Source organism: Cohaesibacter celericrescens, from assembly GCF_002866925.1.
GTDB classification, from domain to species: Bacteria; Pseudomonadota; Alphaproteobacteria; order Rhizobiales; family Cohaesibacteraceae; genus Cohaesibacter; species Cohaesibacter celericrescens.
On sequence record NZ_PKUQ01000028.1, the window covers coordinates 1 to 16,027 of the forward strand.

13 protein-coding genes and 1 pseudogene are annotated in these 16,027 nt (G+C 49.7%); 4 read left to right on the forward strand and 10 right to left on the reverse strand.

Annotated features, from left to right (window positions below; all coding sequences use genetic code 11):
- Positions 1-44: 44 nt before the first annotated feature.
- From C0081_RS14105 to C0081_RS14130, 6 genes are all read right to left on the reverse strand, one after another.
- On the reverse strand, positions 45-1,160 hold the full coding sequence (locus C0081_RS14105) for a hypothetical protein (RefSeq protein WP_101534489.1): 1,116 nt from the start codon (positions 1,158-1,160) through the stop codon (positions 45-47).
- Between the two features lie 329 nt (positions 1,161-1,489).
- Positions 1,490-2,671, reverse strand: a complete 1,182-nt coding sequence (locus C0081_RS14110; RefSeq protein ID WP_180966902.1) for an NnrS family protein — start codon at positions 2,669-2,671, stop codon at positions 1,490-1,492.
- Positions 2,664-3,893 (reverse strand): NnrS family protein, encoded by a 1,230-nt coding sequence (locus C0081_RS14115; RefSeq protein WP_101534491.1) that lies wholly within the window; start codon positions 3,891-3,893, stop codon positions 2,664-2,666. The genes C0081_RS14110 and C0081_RS14115 overlap by 8 nt, the downstream gene beginning before the upstream one ends.
- Positions 3,890-4,714: an ABC transporter ATP-binding protein gene (locus C0081_RS14120; RefSeq protein WP_180966903.1), complete on the reverse strand. Its 825-nt coding sequence runs from the start codon at positions 4,712-4,714 to the stop codon at positions 3,890-3,892. Before C0081_RS14120 ends, C0081_RS14115 begins: the two co-directional genes overlap by 4 nt.
- Positions 4,707-5,486, reverse strand: a complete 780-nt coding sequence (locus tag C0081_RS14125) for an ABC transporter permease (protein ID WP_101534493.1) — start codon at positions 5,484-5,486, stop codon at positions 4,707-4,709. The genes C0081_RS14120 and C0081_RS14125 overlap by 8 nt, the downstream gene beginning before the upstream one ends.
- A 20-nt stretch (positions 5,487-5,506) precedes the next feature.
- Complete coding sequence (locus C0081_RS14130; RefSeq protein WP_101534494.1) at positions 5,507-6,505, reverse strand: ABC transporter substrate-binding protein; 999 nt, start codon at positions 6,503-6,505, stop codon at positions 5,507-5,509.
- Between the two features lie 506 nt (positions 6,506-7,011).
- Between C0081_RS14130 and C0081_RS14135 the strand changes: the two genes are divergently transcribed.
- Both C0081_RS14135 and C0081_RS23885 read left to right on the forward strand, forming a co-directional pair.
- Complete coding sequence (locus tag C0081_RS14135; protein ID WP_101534495.1) at positions 7,012-7,236, forward strand: hypothetical protein; 225 nt, start codon at positions 7,012-7,014, stop codon at positions 7,234-7,236.
- 12 nt (positions 7,237-7,248) lie between these two features.
- Positions 7,249-7,503, forward strand: a pseudogene (locus C0081_RS23885) (Mu transposase domain-containing protein); the annotation flags it as partial.
- Here the strand turns inward: C0081_RS23885 and C0081_RS14140 are convergent.
- From C0081_RS14140 to C0081_RS14155, 4 genes are all read right to left on the reverse strand, one after another.
- Positions 7,447-8,145, reverse strand: coding sequence for a Crp/Fnr family transcriptional regulator (locus C0081_RS14140; protein WP_180966904.1), 699 nt, complete (start codon positions 8,143-8,145; stop codon positions 7,447-7,449). The pseudogene C0081_RS23885 and the gene C0081_RS14140 sit on opposite strands and share 57 nt — an antisense overlap.
- A 959-nt stretch (positions 8,146-9,104) precedes the next feature.
- Positions 9,105-9,737 carry an ABC transporter ATP-binding protein gene (locus C0081_RS14145; protein ID WP_101534497.1) on the reverse strand — a complete coding sequence of 211 codons (633 nt, stop codon included), beginning with the start codon at positions 9,735-9,737 and terminating at the stop codon, positions 9,105-9,107.
- Complete coding sequence (locus tag C0081_RS14150; RefSeq protein WP_101534501.1) at positions 9,734-10,495, reverse strand: ABC transporter permease; 762 nt, start codon at positions 10,493-10,495, stop codon at positions 9,734-9,736. The genes C0081_RS14145 and C0081_RS14150 overlap by 4 nt, the downstream gene beginning before the upstream one ends.
- A 38-nt stretch (positions 10,496-10,533) precedes the next feature.
- Entirely contained in the window at positions 10,534-11,580 is a 1,047-nt protein-coding gene (locus tag C0081_RS14155) for an ABC transporter substrate-binding protein (RefSeq protein ID WP_101534498.1), read from the reverse strand.
- 452 nt (positions 11,581-12,032) lie between these two features.
- Here C0081_RS14155 and C0081_RS14160 point away from each other — a divergent pair, with 452 nt between their 5' ends.
- Both C0081_RS14160 and C0081_RS14165 read left to right on the forward strand, forming a co-directional pair.
- Positions 12,033-14,036, forward strand: coding sequence for an FAD-dependent oxidoreductase (locus C0081_RS14160; protein WP_101534499.1), 2,004 nt, complete (start codon positions 12,033-12,035; stop codon positions 14,034-14,036).
- Positions 14,037-14,039: 3 nt separating this feature from the next.
- Positions 14,040-15,899, forward strand: a complete 1,860-nt coding sequence (locus tag C0081_RS14165; protein ID WP_101534500.1) for a [FeFe] hydrogenase, group A — start codon at positions 14,040-14,042, stop codon at positions 15,897-15,899.
- The last annotated feature ends 128 nt before the right edge of the window (positions 15,900-16,027 follow it).

The window sequence follows — 16,027 nt, forward strand, 5'->3', positions numbered from 1 at the left end:
CAGAACGAACTCACACAATGCGGACAAAGCGGGCATTTGGAGATTTAGCTTTGCTCGGAAACCGAAATCGCCTTGATATCGCTTGCTTGCAAAGTCAACAGGCTGGAGTCATAACCCGAGCTTTCGGCTGCCAATTTGAATAAATGGCTGGTAAGCTTGTAATGATGCACAACTAAATCTAGGACGTCGAATTTGTCCACGTCCGTTTCAAAGGGGTGGACATATTTGAATATACCTTGCTTTTTATCGAGCCGCTCAATTCTTCCACTTTGCTCCGAAAATTTGCCTCCATAAGGGCGGACGTGTACCATAATCCGTCTTAGTTCACATGCGCTATCCAACCATCCGGAACGAACAAATTTGGCTGACTTTCCGGCTTCAGGTTGTAGATAACCAAGTTTCAATAGGAGTTGTATTAATTCATCATGTGAATGGAGTTCTGGGTCTAGGTTATTCAATAACCGACCAAAATCATCGACTCTCGATTTCAGCCCAAGTCTTCGGGCGATTAGCGATGCAAAATAGTCTCGCGCACAGCCAAAGTGGACGAAGAAGGAATGCACCGTTGCAAACAACCAGTCGATAATTCTTGAACCGTATAAGTTTTTTGGATTGTATGGTTTCGTTATTAGATGCGTCAGTCTTTCATAGTAAAATTCATGGATCTGCTCAACACAATGGTCAAGACTTCGTAGGCTCATTCCGATGTTTTTTGCCAGAGCTTGAATGTCAGACTGTTGATTTAATATTTCTTCAATTTGTTTTATTTCGTCAAATCGGCATTCGCTTAACTGATTGTACTTTTCAGATGGCGTCATGTTATTGGAAATATTCATCCATAGCTCTGCCGGACTTGGAAAGTGATTTTTGTAAGCATTTACTATCGGAAATGTACTTGCAGATCTATCGCCTTTGTACCATCCGTACCTTTGAATACATATGGGCGTTAGATTTAGTTGGCTAAGAAAGCTGGAGCGATCTGCAGTTGCGATAAACCCGATACGTTTTGAAAGTCCGCCTTTTAGAACAGGCTCCATGACCCATTTATCTTCATCATACAGAGTAAGCCTCATCCCGCCGGAAAGACTTATGGCCGTACCGTTAGCATCCGGGTATTCGAGGATATTCTCTTCAGCCTCTCCTGAAATTGAAATGCGCACTTTCAGTCCCGATCACTCACTTTAAGAGTATAGAATAAGTCTTCTATTTTAGCGGCCATGAGTCAATCTAGCAATGCTACTCCCCCTTAAAATACAATATAGGGTTGCGGTACCCGATTGCGCTAACAACCAGCCAACGTCCCGAATGGGCTCATTGCTGCCTAATGCAGCGCAAAATAGATGCGGTCGACGGTGGCCCTGCCACATGTATTTCACGGCCCCATGCGGTCCTTCGGTAGTTGAGTTCGACATTCTTGAAGCTGCCGTTCGATCAATCCGCAGCAAATCGTCTCAGCAAACGACTGCATGGCGAACATAGGTGAAAAACTTTAAATACGCTCGCTGGTGAGAATTGGCCAATAGCGCAAAGTGAAGATGAGAAATGCAATGCTCCAAAGAACTGACGATAGGGCAATTTCCATCAAATAAAGCTCAGGCATTACGATTGGCCCAAACACGCGAACGGCCGCACCCAACGAAATTGAGATGAAGATCGCTGTGTCGAGCTTGCTTGCTTTGATTGGTCGTCCCGTGTGCCCAAGTGAAGAGCGGGTCATCATGGCGAGCATCATGCTGCCCATAGCACCAGCGGTCATGGCGTGAAGCCCCAAGATTTGATCAACTGGCCAATCGAGCAAGGAAGCCGCACGTAGAGTAAGAGCAATGGGAACCCAAGCATAGGATAATGGCAATATCCACAAAATGGGGTCACTAAGCGTGATATGGGGCCGCCAACAGAGCATCTTGATGACATGGAACATTGCCAGAAGCGTCATAAATGCCGCTCTTTGTGGGGCAAGTTCATCGCTTATTCCAAAGACCGCATCAGTTCCCAAGACGGCCAACATGCCGAATACAATAACATACTCCAGTCCTCGATGACGCTTAGCGCGTTTCTCTCCATATGCATTGTTTGAGAAAAGTGGAATGATGCGCCCGGCGATGACTGTGATGAAAATCGCAAACACATTGACGGCTGTAAGAAACACCAGGCTGTCATCTACTTCCATGAGTTCGTAGGCAACAGCATAGAAAACAAAATGAGCGCTGCTCAAAACGACCAGAAGAGCAACAGCAAAATAGTTTCGGCGATTTTGGCTTTTGAAAATGGGGATGGCGATGCAAATAGCGGCAACCGGCAAAAAGGCCAGATCCAAGCCGACACCAATAGCTCCAAGCCCTAGGAATGGTGTAGTTCGACCGACGCACCACAAAGCTAGAAGTGCCAGCAACAACGAGCCAGATGGAGTGGGAAGCTTGGTCCAGTTGCGCACTGCGGTGAAAAGAAAACCGATTAGAATTGCAGTTGCGAAGCCGAAAATCAGCTCGTGGGAATGCCAGAGAACTCCGTCTAGCGGGCCTTGCAATTCGATAGCATCAAAGAGATATGCCACCCACAAAAGCATACTGATGACAGCATAACTGCTACCTGCAAGGTAAAATGGTCTAAAGCCGAGAGACATAAAGGCATTCCAGGAAAAGTCTGTCGACTGATAGCTGGTTTTAGCCATCCGCATTCTCCACAAAGGCCCATGGTAAAAATTGGATGAGGTAAAGGACAAAGCAGAGGGCGAAGCTCAACCATGCCATTATGAGCCAATCAATTTCAGGGACCACTAGCGGCAGAACTGATCGGAAAAGACATGACAGGATCATGAAGATAATCGAAAACCTGAACAATATCGGCAGGTTTAGCGCACGTCCTGAATGACGCGTACCTGCGATAATCAAAACCATAAGAGTGGCAAGCGAGAAGCCGCCGATGAACAGCATATGACGACCTGCAACAAACGCATCATATGAAAGGATCTCCATCAAACCACCCGCTTGCAATGCCAAACCGATAGCCAAAAACCAGTAGATGATATAAAGCGATTTGGAATAAACGGTGCCAAGCGCACCTCGGATGTGCCAATCCTGCAAGATGTTTAAGATCGCGCAAGCGGACGCCAAACCCAACCACCCTTGCAGGCTTTCTGACGATCCGGAAACGCGAGCCAGAACAAAAAAGCCGATACAAATCATCGCCGCTCTGCGGAGGGGGGGACGCGGAATGAACTTGTTGCCATCCCCTGCCAGGTCCAAAGCTTTGTTCACGATGACTGTCGAGATTGGGGCTAGAGCCGTCAGAACCATTGCAGCAAAAGCGCCCTCTGCGATTATGAGCCCTGTTTCAAAGTCCAATTTTATGGTGCCGATCGAAGGGGCAAACCCTAGGCACATTTCCAAAACGGTGACACTTTGGGCCAAACCTAACAACAGGACTGGCCAGATCAAATGCCGCATGCGAGCTTGCCATAGTGGTGGAATGATACGCAGGGCCAACAGGGTAATGAAGGCAATGTGTGATCCAAAGACCAACCAGTGCGGCACGACGTTCATGAATAGAACAAAGACGCGGCCCAAACACCAAAGCGTAGCAAGGCCTATTAGGTGCCAGCCTGCCACATTGGGTGTGCTGCTCCACGCGGGGACTGCGGTGGTCAGGAAGCCTGCCATCGCTGCCGCCAGAAATCCAAAAATCATTTCATATCGATGGATCAATAGGGGCTCCAGCCCAAAATCCACCGAAATGACGCCAGAAAGCGACATGCCCCAAAAGAGGATGTAACCAAGTGCAGATAACGCTGCGAGGGGAAAGAAGGGGCGGAACCCATCGGAGAACAACGGATGCTCAACCAGATGCGAGGTAAACCGAATTGACTTCGTTTGAGTAACAGAAATCTCGCTCATAGGACGCGATCCCAATCTTGCATTTGGAACAATTTTGCCACTTCCTCATCTTGCAACAGGGTCTGCTCAAGATCTGCGACTAGAGCACGGGAGCGCTCTTCTGAGCGAAAGGGGACCGGCATTTCTTTTAGGAACCTTCCCGGATTTGCGGCCATCACCAACACTCGATCAGATAGAGAGAGAGCTTCAAACACATCGTGAGTGACCATGAGTACGGTGCATCGCCGTTGTTTCACCACGCCCAACAACAGGCGATACATTTCTCTTCGCCGTCCCACATCCAGCGCGCTGAATGGCTCATCAAGGAACAGAAGATCCGGCTCAATCATTAGCGCTCTGGCGATTGCCGCTCTCTGCCGCATACCTCCAGAAAGCTCGGAGGGGTATTTGTCGAGGTCTGCTCTAGAAAAACCCATATTCTCCGCAGCAACTTCGAGCCTCTCTATTTGCTCTTCAGCAGGAATTTTGCGGCCTTTGAAACCAAACTTCATATTGTCGGCCAACGTTTTCCATGGAAGCAAACGGTGTTCCTGAAACAGAATGGCTGTCTCTGATGCCTTGCAATTCACTTGCCCATCACTGGGGTCCGATAAGCCCGCAGCGAGCTTTAGAAAGGTCGATTTACCGCAACCAGATGGGCCGATCAGACTGACAACTTCACCCGGCTGAACGCTTAAAGCGCATTGATCCAGAACCTGCTCAAGAGGATTGTAACGATGCTCCTTAATGGAGACGGATAATGTCGGTACGGATTGGGAAACCGGAATGGACTGTTCCCCTTCTGGACTGATAGATTGGGGTGTTTGTTTAGGGTCAAACATCGTTCTTCCATCCCTCAACATGCTCTTTTATGGGATTGAGCAAAAAGCCCTCCAACATCAAAAGAAGCCCTACGACGATCACAATCCACGACATGGTTGCAACTGTATCGATGTTGACCCGTGCCTCGGCAAGGCCTGCACCGATACCTTCTGTTGAAGAGAGCAGTTCCGCCATCACCACCACTTTCCAGCTCAAACCCAGCGCGGTCGCCCAAGCGGGAAACAAGTAGGATACGATTTGAGGGAGTTGGACATGCCAAAGCTTATCAATTCCAGAGATCTTGAAACTATCGGCCATTTCATCAAGTGCGCCGTCCCGCATTCGGACCCCTTGTAAAGCGCCAGCAAAAACCAAGGGGAGGGTGGAGATAAACACTGTGAAGACAGGTGTTCCGTCTCCACCACCAAACCACAACAGCGCCAGCACGATCCAAGCAATGGGTGGCACGCCAAGCATGACGGTCAAAAAGGGTCGGCTCAGAATGGATAGCGTGTTTGACCAGCCAACAATCATACCAAGAGACGCGCCAATGAGGCTGGCCAGAGCGAAGCCGGTCATTGCGCGTCTGGCTGTAGTCAGAACATATGAAAAACCGTCAGGTTGGTTCATAAGGGATGCGATTTGAGCAACGGATTCTGCTGGGTCGGGCAAAACCAAAGCCCCGAAACTTTCAAAGCCCATTTGCCAAAGAGCAAATATAAGAAAGACACCGGCCAGGGTTCCCCAGCCGGTCCAAATCTTCGCCACAAATGAGCCAATCGTTCGGTTCATTCAATATGTGCCTTTTAGGGTTAGAGATAGAACTCAGCTGGAGGCAACTTGCCGCCGATGATTGCTGGGTTCTTTTCTGCCAAAACAGAATAGAAGGCTTCAAGTTCTGTGCGAATGTCGCTGGCGCGCTGTGTTGTCAGGTGCGTCGCAGGGATCGACTTGGCAATAACGGGAGCCGGAAGCGGCATGGTTTCGGCCGCAATCTTGGCGGCTGCCATAGTATTGTCTTTGACCCATTCGGTGCCTGATGCACAAGCGGTGTGGAATGCTTCAACAAATGCCGGGTCTTTGTCCAACAGCTCTTGATGGACCATCGCACCAGCCATTGGGAAGCGACCTTCTGCTCCGGTGACCGCCGACCACTCGGAGGCCAGATCGATTGCTCGGCTCAATTTTTTGCCCAGTTTTTTGCCCTTCAGCAGGCCAGCTGTCGCAGCGGGCTCTGGCAGGACACAATGCTTTATGCGACCGGAAAGCAGCAATTGCAGGGCTTCAAATGGAGTGCCAACATAATGAAGTTGATAGTCCTTGCCAACGACAAGGCCTTTCTTTTCCATCACGGTGCCAAACACCAAATCAGGCATGTCATTTCTGAAGAACATGCCGATGGTTTCGCCTGCTAGATTCTCTGGCTTTTTCACTTCACCATCGTAGCTTAAAACATACAGCATGCCCCAAGTCATGATGTTGAGCATCTTCACCGGCAGCCCCTTGTTGGCAAGATTAGCTGCAACATAGGAAGGTGTAACGGCCAGCTTCCAATCGCCAGAAATGAAGTTGGCGCGCAAAACATCGGGAGATTTGTAAATCTCAAAACCGACTTTGCCATTGGCCGCTTCATCCAACTTTCCTTGTGCTGCGATGCTTGCAAGCGTGACTGATGGCCCAACAGGTGGACCATACATGGTCAACCCACCTGAAGCGGGAGCTGCAAATGAGAACTGAGTGGAAAGAGGTGTTAGTGCTGAACCAGCAACAAGGCCTGTACCCATAGCAAGCATGGACCGACGGGTGATCATGGCAATCTCCTAAATTACAAAAACAGTGGTCCTCAGAAAATATTCACCAGCTGGTCCGGCTGATATGCGAACTAGGAATATCTTGAAAATAACATTCATGTTTTGACCAAAATCAAGTCAGCTGCGAATAGTTCCGAATTGCAGATAGTTTCAGTGTGGATGCAACCCTTGCTTCAGGAAGTTGCTTAGGAAAACGCATAAGGCTTCTGTTTTGAGATTACAATTGACGTGCTTGCCTATCCGATTGCCGTTTGGTTGTTAAGATGTCGATACGAATAGAGTCGGAAACAATCAGAAACGCCGACCTTAGAATGAAGAATTCCCCGTCTCCCTAATGACCGTTTTGGCAAGAAATTCCTAAGAACCTAATTTAAAAGTAGCTGAGCAATATCAACGGGATTTGATTCAACTGTCTTTGATGAGAAGATGGCGGATCGATTGCGCTGAGATGATACCGCTCGTTGCCAGTATAACCGCGATGTCTTGGCTATGCTCGCCGTAATTTTATGGTGCCCAAGCCTGTTTTTGTCGGCTTTGATGATCTGAACGCCTATCTGGCAGATCAATGCCGCAAACGGATGACTGATACGCTTCGTGGCTACAAGAGTACGATTGGTGAACGATTTTCTGCCGATGCAGTCCAGCTTCAACCTTTGCCCGCTGTTCCATACGACGCCTGCGACAAACAATCGGTTTGGGTGAGTTCACTGTCCTTGGTTCGATATCGCTGAAATGATTATTTTGTTCCAACACAATATGGCCATCAGGAAATTCTGGTGCGAGACTATGTGCATGAAGTGGTGATTGCCCATGGGACACAGATCGCCACCCGGCATTCTCGCTCATGGGAGAAGGAAGACTTCATCTTCGTTCCGCTTCATTATCTGGCATTACTTGAGCAAAAGACCAATGCCCTGGATCAAGCGGCACCCTTGTCAGGGTTACGAAAACTGAACCCAAAAGACCTTGCTGTGATCGCTATTTGTTCGGTGGGATGAATTCAAAACAGTCTGTAATTTTTCGCTGCTCTCGTTCGCCACTCTAGTAAGGAGAGAATTATCTTTGACATCAATATGTGTGCCATCGATAATTTCTAGAATACCCATAGCGTTGAGGCGATGAAAATTGCGCGAGAGGGTCTCAGGAGTAGTGCCTAGATAGGCCCCCAAATCTCGTCTCCCGATTGGTATTTCCAGAAGCATTTTCTGCCTGCTCTTTGTATTAGGAAAGTTTAACGCGCAAAGCGCACTTAGATAGCCAGCGAGCCGTTGAATGGTCGTTCGACAATTGAACAGCGTCAACCATTGCTGGACTTCTTCTGATCGCTTGATCGTCAACTCTAGAAGCCGATATGCTACTTCGGGGTAGTCCATGAGAATACGGCTTATTGCATGTTGCGGCATGGTGCAAACCTCTGAGTCTGACGCTGCTTCATACGCAAAGCGTGAAACGGATCCACTCACGCCGCCTAGAATACCGCCCTTCTCAATAAGTGCGACGATTGTTTGGCGTCCGTCTTTTCTCACATTTGTTACTTTGATGGCACCAGATACAACAATCCCTATATGTCGCAAACTCTCACCCTGATGAACAATGGTTGTTCCTTTGTTGTAGGTGCTATTTTGCGATGCTTGAGCCATTGCATCAAGTGCTCCCGAGGAGACATTTCGGCATGGGCCAAACATTTTCGCAGGGCAAGACTTACATTTTAATCGAAGGTCAGTTCTGTTTTGTATGATCAACATGATGTGCCGCCAGGAAATCTGGATCGCATATGTCATGTGCCTTGAAAAAGAGGCACTGTGTCCTCATTCCTCTCTCCTGTTTGTAAGAGACGTTAAAACTAAAGATTTTGGTATTTTGTAAAAAAGCTAATTGCAGATTAGCTTCTTCAGCTGTTCCCAAGCAATTTGAGAATTGTTGAAACTTACTCATCGTTTGACTTGCCAGTCGGGCAGCTACCACTCATGATGCAATGTCATCGTCGTGGTTGCTGACAAAGGCGATTTTGTCTGACCAATTGAATGTTATACTGTTCAAATGGTTATTCTAATTATCAATTAGGCGAGTATGAAAAACGCTCCACTCGTTTGTGCGCTGAGTGCAAACTCTAATTAGGTGATTTTGACCTCCGCAGTCATTCGGGCAAGGATTCGTCACCCGCCAAGGGCGATACCCTGCTGACCAACTCAATCCCTCTGACAAACGAACAGCAACGCGTTATTATTATGCCCCATCTCCAAAAAAATCTCCACGTCTAGAGGCTGAATGGGGCGCAGTCCCAGCGCATTCCTATATGATGCGCTTAGCGTTGACGGTGCTCAATGCACAGCATTTGCTCATTTAAGAAACTAAACCATCACCAGCTGAAGCTGGTGGGATCAACAGAAACAGTTAAAACTGCCCTTTTTAAGTTGAGCGCCTCCGGCGCAGGTTTGGTTATCTCTGTCCGTCTCGAAGACGGAGGGTTTAAACCAAATGATGGAACTCAATGGCAGGGTTTTAGGTCGCCCTTGACATGCATTTTTACCCTTCTGGTCGAACGAAATAGGGCGTCAGACTCAAACAAGCAGGCACCTACCCCAACTTGATAAACAGATCAGAGCGCGCAACGAACAGATGACAGATCCGGCAACAGCAGGGTTTTATCGGCCAGCCCTTCCGCTTCTTGCCTGTCATGAGTAACCAACAATACAGACATGGACTGCTCCCGAGCAAGTTTTTTAACAAGCCACAGCATCTGTTCTGCCAAATCCCGATCCAGCGCACTAAACGGTTCATCAAGGAGCAAAAGATCAGGCTTTATAACCAAAGCGCGTGCCAATGCCACCCGTTGCCGCATCCCTCCCGAAAGCTGACGTGGAAAACAGCGAAAATGATCTGGAGACAACTCCACCGCAGCCAGTATCTCTTCGGCCTGCTGCTGGGCTTGAGAGATCGGTATGTGGTCCACTTTGAGCGCAAAGGCGACATTTTCCTGCGCTGTGCGCCAGGGAAGAAGCCGAGCATCCTGAAACATTATCGCGGCTCGGCGATAGTTGCGAGTCACATGACCGGACGATGGATCGCGCAGACCCACAGCAATCTCAAGCAGTGTACTCTTACCGCATCCCGAAGGCCCCATCAACGCGACCATCTCCCCTGCTGACAAAGAGAGATTAACATCGGTCAGAACGGTCCTGTTACCATAGGCAAACGAAGCATTCTCAAAAGCAAGAGCTGTCTGACTCATGACATCGTCACCTTGCCATCGTCATCCCGCCACATCTCTAAACGCCGCTGCAGTGGGTTCAACATCAGTCGGTCAACCAGTACCAGGACGCAAACAACCACCACAATCCAGGCCATGATCTCGGCAGAGTCAACGCGCGCACGAGCGGTGGCCAGTCCATCCCCAATCCCGCCGCTACCAGTGAGAAGCTCTGCCATCACAGAGACTTTCCAAGACATAGCAAGGGTGGCCGCCAGAGCAGGGAAAAGATGGTTCAACAAATGTGGTCCATATACATCCAGCACCATTGCAGACAATGGTGCTCTGAAGGCCCGCGCCATTGACGCGAGGTCTCGGTCCAAACTGCGAACCCCTTGCACAGTTGCACCATAAATGATTGGACCCGTCGCGACCGCAACGGTGAACACTACAGCCCAATGACCACCAAACCACAACAGCGCCAACACAATCCAAGCAATAGCAGGAATGCCAAGAAATATGATGAAAATGGGCTGTAAGGTCAGCCGGACTCCTTCGCGCAAGCCCGCAAAACCACCCGCGACAAGGCCCACACCGACACCAACGATCCACCCGCTTGATGCATTGCCTGCCGTCAACACAAGAGCTGGCCAGACACGCCCTTCCCCCACCATATGCACGAACATCTGAGCCGTCTCAAAAACACCAGGAAGCACCAACTCACCATAAAGCCGATGTCCAGTTTCCCAAGCACCCAGCAGAAGTACAACGCCCAAAGCAAGGAAAAAAAAGCGCAGCATTGCTTGTTGAATCTTCGATATATTCTCTTTCACGGCCATTAGCCCCAATAAAATGAGGCGTCGGGCTTTTTACCACCGACGATAGCAGGATCAAGACTCATGAGATTGTCAAAATACAGCTCGATATCTTCTTGGGCTTCCTTGGCAGAGAGAGCATCAAGCCGAATGTAGGGTAAAGATTTGGCAATCACGGGCGCAGGGAGCCTCAATTTTCTACTGGCTAGCTCAGCAGCTTCATCATTATGAGCCAGAGTCCACGCAACAGCTTCAACACAAGCGCTGTGCGTTGCGGTGACAATGTCTGGATGTTTGTCAAGAAACTCAGCATTGACTGCCAACCCAACCTGAGGAATACGTGGTTTGCGCCCAGTTAGGGCACCATAGAGCTCTGTAATGTCAAGCGCACGCCTCAATGGCTTTTTTTCCTCTTGCGCACGCATCAGGGCAGCCGTAGCTGCCGGTTCGTGCAGGAGAACCACATCAGCCCGCCCAGAGAGATAGAGTGGCACCGCCTCACCCGGTGATCCCACATAGTCGAGTTTGACATCCTTGCCCGGTTTGAGCCCAGCCCATTTTAGCACAAGGTGAAACAACAAATCAGGGGCTTCATTCTTGTTGGACAACAAGACATGCTTGCCTGCCAAATCTACGACGCAGCGAACGCTGTCATTACGCGCCATCAAATAGAGCAACCCCCAGGTGACCACATTTACTAACGTAGTCCCAGCGCCTCTATTGTGAAAATTCGCTGCCGCATAGCTTGAGGTTGCGAAAAGCTCAAACTTTCCAGTCGCAACCCCGGCCCGCATCTGATCCGTGCTCTTCCAGACATCAAATTTCACGTCTGAGGCGAAAGGCAACAGCGCTTGGGACGCAACAGCGCGTGCAAAAACCACCGAAGGTGAGGCAGGAATACCCCAAATGGTAAGCGGTTTACTGAGCTGGTTGCTCGAAGCTGCCCCTTGCACCATGGCCAGTTCGGAAAAACCGGCAAGACCATTTATTTGCATACCAGCGATCCCGCAAAGCCCCACGCTGCGAAGAAAATTGCGCCGATCAAGCGCCGTCAAAACGGGAGATGACACATCTGTGCTCCAACTTCGGCACCCAACCTAGGTCGCACTAATCGGGAATGATCAGCAAGCGGGGTACGTTCGAGAAAAAATTACGCATGGAATTTTACAGTCTGTCAACGCGTTTTTGCCTTATAGAAGCATATCTCGTTCATTCGGAATACGGAGATATGTCTCCGAGTGAACCATTATTTGATCTAGCACATAGTTTAGCCGTACTTATTGTACTAGCTTTTTGGTATTGCGCAGGAGCTCTCCATCCGCGCACCCATGCGTTTAATGGCATTTGACTGTGGTGATGCACGAGCGGCGTCCTTCGGCGTCAATTGACTAGAGCCATCCCCGATAGGCAATTCGCTTTTCGGAACAGGGATGTTTTTGAAATCAAAAAACCTATGTAACCGCTGATCCCCTCAAAGGACTGGCGATGATTTTGGGTTGTTCGTCAGCAGTTCGAGGTCGTGATGACACAGATCGTGTATGGCGTTTGGGATGGAGTAGTGCAAGGTGCGCGCGACGGTTCAGTCGACGCATGTGAATCCCTTCCTGCGCTCGAGCATTTCAGTGAATTTGATGATGGCAATAAAATCCGCGCCTTTTTCGGGGATCGCGGTTTTTTTGTATTTGACGAGAGCATTAGCCTCGTTGATGCCCTCTTCCTCTATGTGAATAAAGCCGCAGAGGAATCCTGCGGTGCCTGCACTCCATGCCGGATGGGAACCGTGTTGGTTCGCGAAGCGCTTGATAACATGCGCCGCGGACTGGATTCGCCGCTGGATTTTGAGGAAATCGAAATGCTCTGCGTGCAAATGAACGAAACATCCCTGTGTAGTCTGGGTCAGACATGCGCCGTTGCCTTACTCGGTGCGATCCATCATTTTCGCGACAAACTCGAGGACGAAATTCGCGATCACATGCCCATTCGGGCACAGAATGGCATGGCCTATGTGACGGCCCCTTGCATCGAAGCCTGCCCGTCCAAAGTCAATGTGCCGCGCTACATCGATTATATTCGCGACGGAAAGCCAGAGAACTCTCTCGGCGTCCTATTGCAAAAATATCCAATGGCAGCCACCTGCGGCCGTGTATGTGTGCGCTATTGCGAGCTAGCATGCCGCCGCAAGTTTGTCGACGAAGCGGTTGGCATAAAAATTCTCAAGCGCTATGTCGCCGATCAGCAAAAAGGCCGTACCGCTCTGCAATTCTCTCCAGACATGATCCGCAAACCTCTGCCGAAAAATATGAGAATAGCAGTCATCGGGGCAGGCCCGGCAGGCATATCCTGCGCCTATCATCTCTTGCTTCATGGCTATCATGTCGATGTCTTTGAAAAGCTGGAGCAAGCAGGTGGCATGGCTCAGATTGGCATCCCTAGCTATCGCCTGCCCAAAGATACGCTTGCCATGGAAACCGACATCATCGTCAAATTGGGTGGTCGCTTCCTGTTCGGTCAGCAATTGGGCAGAGATTTTTCGATCGATGATCTATTTCAACGCGGTTACAAGGCTGTATTCTTGGGACTGGGGTGCCAGGAAGGCACACTCCTTGGTGTCAAGGGTGAAGTTGACGCTGAAGCACGTGAAGGTTATTATCGCGGTATCAACTTCTTGTTGCAGGTCCATGACCACGTCGAAGGCAAAACCAATCTCGCACTCAAAGGCGAAGTCGTGGTTATTGGTGCAGGCAACGTTGCCATGGATTGTGTCCGCTCGGCAGCGCGTCTGGGTGCAGATAATGTGCATGTGATCTATCGTCGGACACGGGACGATATGCCCGCAGATCCTGAAGAACTCGTCGCAGCAGACCACGAAGATGTCAATTTCCATACATTGACCAACCCAACCAAGATCATATCAGAGAGTGGCAAAGTGGTTGGCGTTGAACTTATCAAGATGGAACAGACCGAACCGGATGAATCCGGTCGCCGCAGAGTTTGCCCCATTCCAGGAACCGAATATGTCATGCCCTGTGACATCGTCATCTCGGCCATTGGCCAACAGGTAGAAGACGGCGCCATGGTGTCCAATAATGGCATCACCCTAGACAAGTGGAACTGCATCAATACAGGCAAAGCTCTCACAACATCTCGTCCTGGTGTGTTTGCCGGTGGTGACTGTGATACAGGGCCTTCAACCCTTATCTACGCTATGGCGGCCGGCCTCAAGGCTGCGCGTTCGATTGACGACTGGGTACAGCTGGGTACCCTCCGCTTCTTTAAGCGCTCTCGTATGAGATCCCTGATTGAAGACAACAGGATCTTGGCTGAAGATGTGGTTGAGACGCCAGTGCGCGCTCAATATCGCGTCCATAATCCCGAACTTGACCCCAAATTGCGCAAGCGTATGTTTGGAGAAGTCGAGCAAACCATCAGCGAGAAAGAGGCCTATGCGGAAGCACAACGTTGTATGCGCTGCTACCGCGTCTATTCCGTCATCACCAAGCATCCAATTCCGGAAGGAGCGGCCTGAGCCATGTGTAGTCTCGACCATGAAAGCGGCGTTGTATGCAACCCGACAATGGCGACAATCTCTCTCACCATCAACGGCAAGGAATGCCTTGCTTATGAGAATGAAACCTTACTTACCTGCGCTCGCAGGCATGACATTTACGTTCCAACCCTATGCGAACTTGATGATATCAACCATACGCCGGGCACATGCCGAGTCTGTGTCGTTGAGATTCATCAAGCGTGCAAAGATAAACATCAGATTGTCACCTCGTGCAACACGCCCGTGCGCAACGGCATGGAAGTGCTAACCCGCACCAAAAAAGTGCGCAACATGCAGAAACTTCAAGTGGAACTGTTAATGGCCGATCATCTGCAGGATTGTGCCACCTGTAGCCGTCATGGCGATTGCGAATTGCAAGACCTTGCTCAATTTGTCGGCCTGAAAGAAAATCGTTACTTTAATAGGCAATTGACAGAATCCCGTGAGGTGGATGACTCCTCCCCCTCCATTATCCGCGACATGCGCCGCTGTGTTAGATGTCAACGGTGTGTTGCTGTTTGCCGTAATTATCAAGGGGTCGATGCCTTAGTGATGTCAGGAACCGGGATTGATCGATTGGTAAGTCTGCGTGATGGACTTGATCAGCTCAATTCAACGTGTGTTTCCTGCGGCCAATGCGTTCTTGTCTGTCCCACTGGGGCGTTAGGGGAACGGGATGAAATTGACAAGGCGCTGGACTTCATTTGCGATCCTGAGTTAACAACCGTGATCCAGTTTGCCCCAGCGGTGCGCGTTGCCTTTGGTGAAGAATTCGGCATGCCAGCAGGCACCAATGTAGAAGGGCAGATGATTTCAGCCTGCCGAAAAATCGGTGTCGATATTATTCTGGACACCAATTTTGCAGCAGACGTTGTCATAATGGAAGAAGGTATTGAGCTGCTCAATCGACTTAAATCAGGCACCAAACCAACCTTTACCTCCTGTTGCCCAGCCTGGGTCAACTTTGCCGAGATACATTATCCAGATATTTTACCGCTCTTGTCCTCGACCAAGTCGCCCCAACAAGTGCTTTCAACTTTGTCAAAGACTTACTTGCCTGAAAAAATGGGTATTTCGCCGGACAAAATTCGAGTCATCTCGATCATGCCTTGCACCGCCAAAAAGGACGAAGCGGTGCGACCTCAACTGAGTCAGGACGGCAGGCCAGACACTGACGTGGTCTTAACCACACGGGAATTTGCCCGCCTGTTGCGCCGGGAGGGGATTGATCTCAAACATATCGAGCCTTCAAGCTTTGATGACCCATATATGAGCGAGTATTCCGGTGCCGGAGCCATCTTCGGTACCACAGGCGGCGTCATGGAAGCAGCAATCCGTACTCTCTATGCGGTGATCAATGACAAGGAGCTGGACGAGATCGAGCTGACACAATTGCGCGGGTTTGAAGGCGTGAGATCAGCGACGGTTGATTTGGGCGGCCCGTTCGGTAAAGTCAAAGTGGCTATGTGTCATGGACTGTCAGAGACACGGACAATTGTCGAAACCATTCTAAATAGAGAGACTGATTTTGATTTCATCGAAATCATGGCCTGCCCTGGAGGCTGTGTTGATGGCGGAGGCTCCCTCAGATCGAAAAAGTCTTATCTACCTCAGGCTCAAGCAAGACGGGAGACCATCTATAATGTCGACCGCACAACCAAGGTTCGCCAGTCTCATAATAACGAGCAGGTAAAATCACTTTATAAGGACTTCCTTGAAGCACCCAACTCAGAGAAAGCACGCCATTTGCTACATACCCATTATTCCGACCGTCATAGGGACATGCAACATACAGTCAAGGAAATCTGGGACGATATCACCATGAGTACGGTGGTTTACTAACCCTCGTTCTGCAAAAAGCAATCAAATGCCAGACCATATAGTTAGTCAGTTTTTTTGGGCGTGATGATGTAGACGCCCACCACTGACACTAATGTGCGAAGGGGGGATTTTATTGATCCTACAGGAGG

Excerpts from the sequence above, each read along its gene's own strand:
- C0081_RS14165 (WP_101534500.1), top strand. The coding sequence starts at position 14,040 with ATGTGTAGTCTCGACCATGAAAGCGGCGTTGTATGCAACCCGACAATG.
- C0081_RS14160 (WP_101534499.1), top strand. The coding sequence starts at position 12,033 with ATGACACAGATCGTGTATGGCGTTTGGGATGGAGTAGTGCAAGGTGCG.
- C0081_RS14135 (WP_101534495.1), top strand. The coding sequence starts at position 7,012 with ATGGTGCCCAAGCCTGTTTTTGTCGGCTTTGATGATCTGAACGCCTAT.
- C0081_RS14120 (WP_180966903.1), bottom strand. The coding sequence starts at position 4,714 with ATGTTTGACCCTAAACAAACACCCCAATCTATCAGTCCAGAAGGGGAA.
- C0081_RS14125 (WP_101534493.1), bottom strand. The coding sequence starts at position 5,486 with ATGAACCGAACGATTGGCTCATTTGTGGCGAAGATTTGGACCGGCTGG.
- C0081_RS14115 (WP_101534491.1), bottom strand. The coding sequence starts at position 3,893 with ATGAGCGAGATTTCTGTTACTCAAACGAAGTCAATTCGGTTTACCTCG.
- C0081_RS14140 (WP_180966904.1), bottom strand. The coding sequence starts at position 8,145 with ATGGCTCAAGCATCGCAAAATAGCACCTACAACAAAGGAACAACCATT.
- C0081_RS14145 (WP_101534497.1), bottom strand. The coding sequence starts at position 9,737 with ATGAGTCAGACAGCTCTTGCTTTTGAGAATGCTTCGTTTGCCTATGGT.
- C0081_RS14150 (WP_101534501.1), bottom strand. The coding sequence starts at position 10,495 with ATGCTGCGCTTTTTTTTCCTTGCTTTGGGCGTTGTACTTCTGCTGGGT.
- C0081_RS14110 (WP_180966902.1), bottom strand. The coding sequence starts at position 2,671 with ATGGCTAAAACCAGCTATCAGTCGACAGACTTTTCCTGGAATGCCTTT.
- C0081_RS14130 (WP_101534494.1), bottom strand. The coding sequence starts at position 6,505 with ATGATCACCCGTCGGTCCATGCTTGCTATGGGTACAGGCCTTGTTGCT.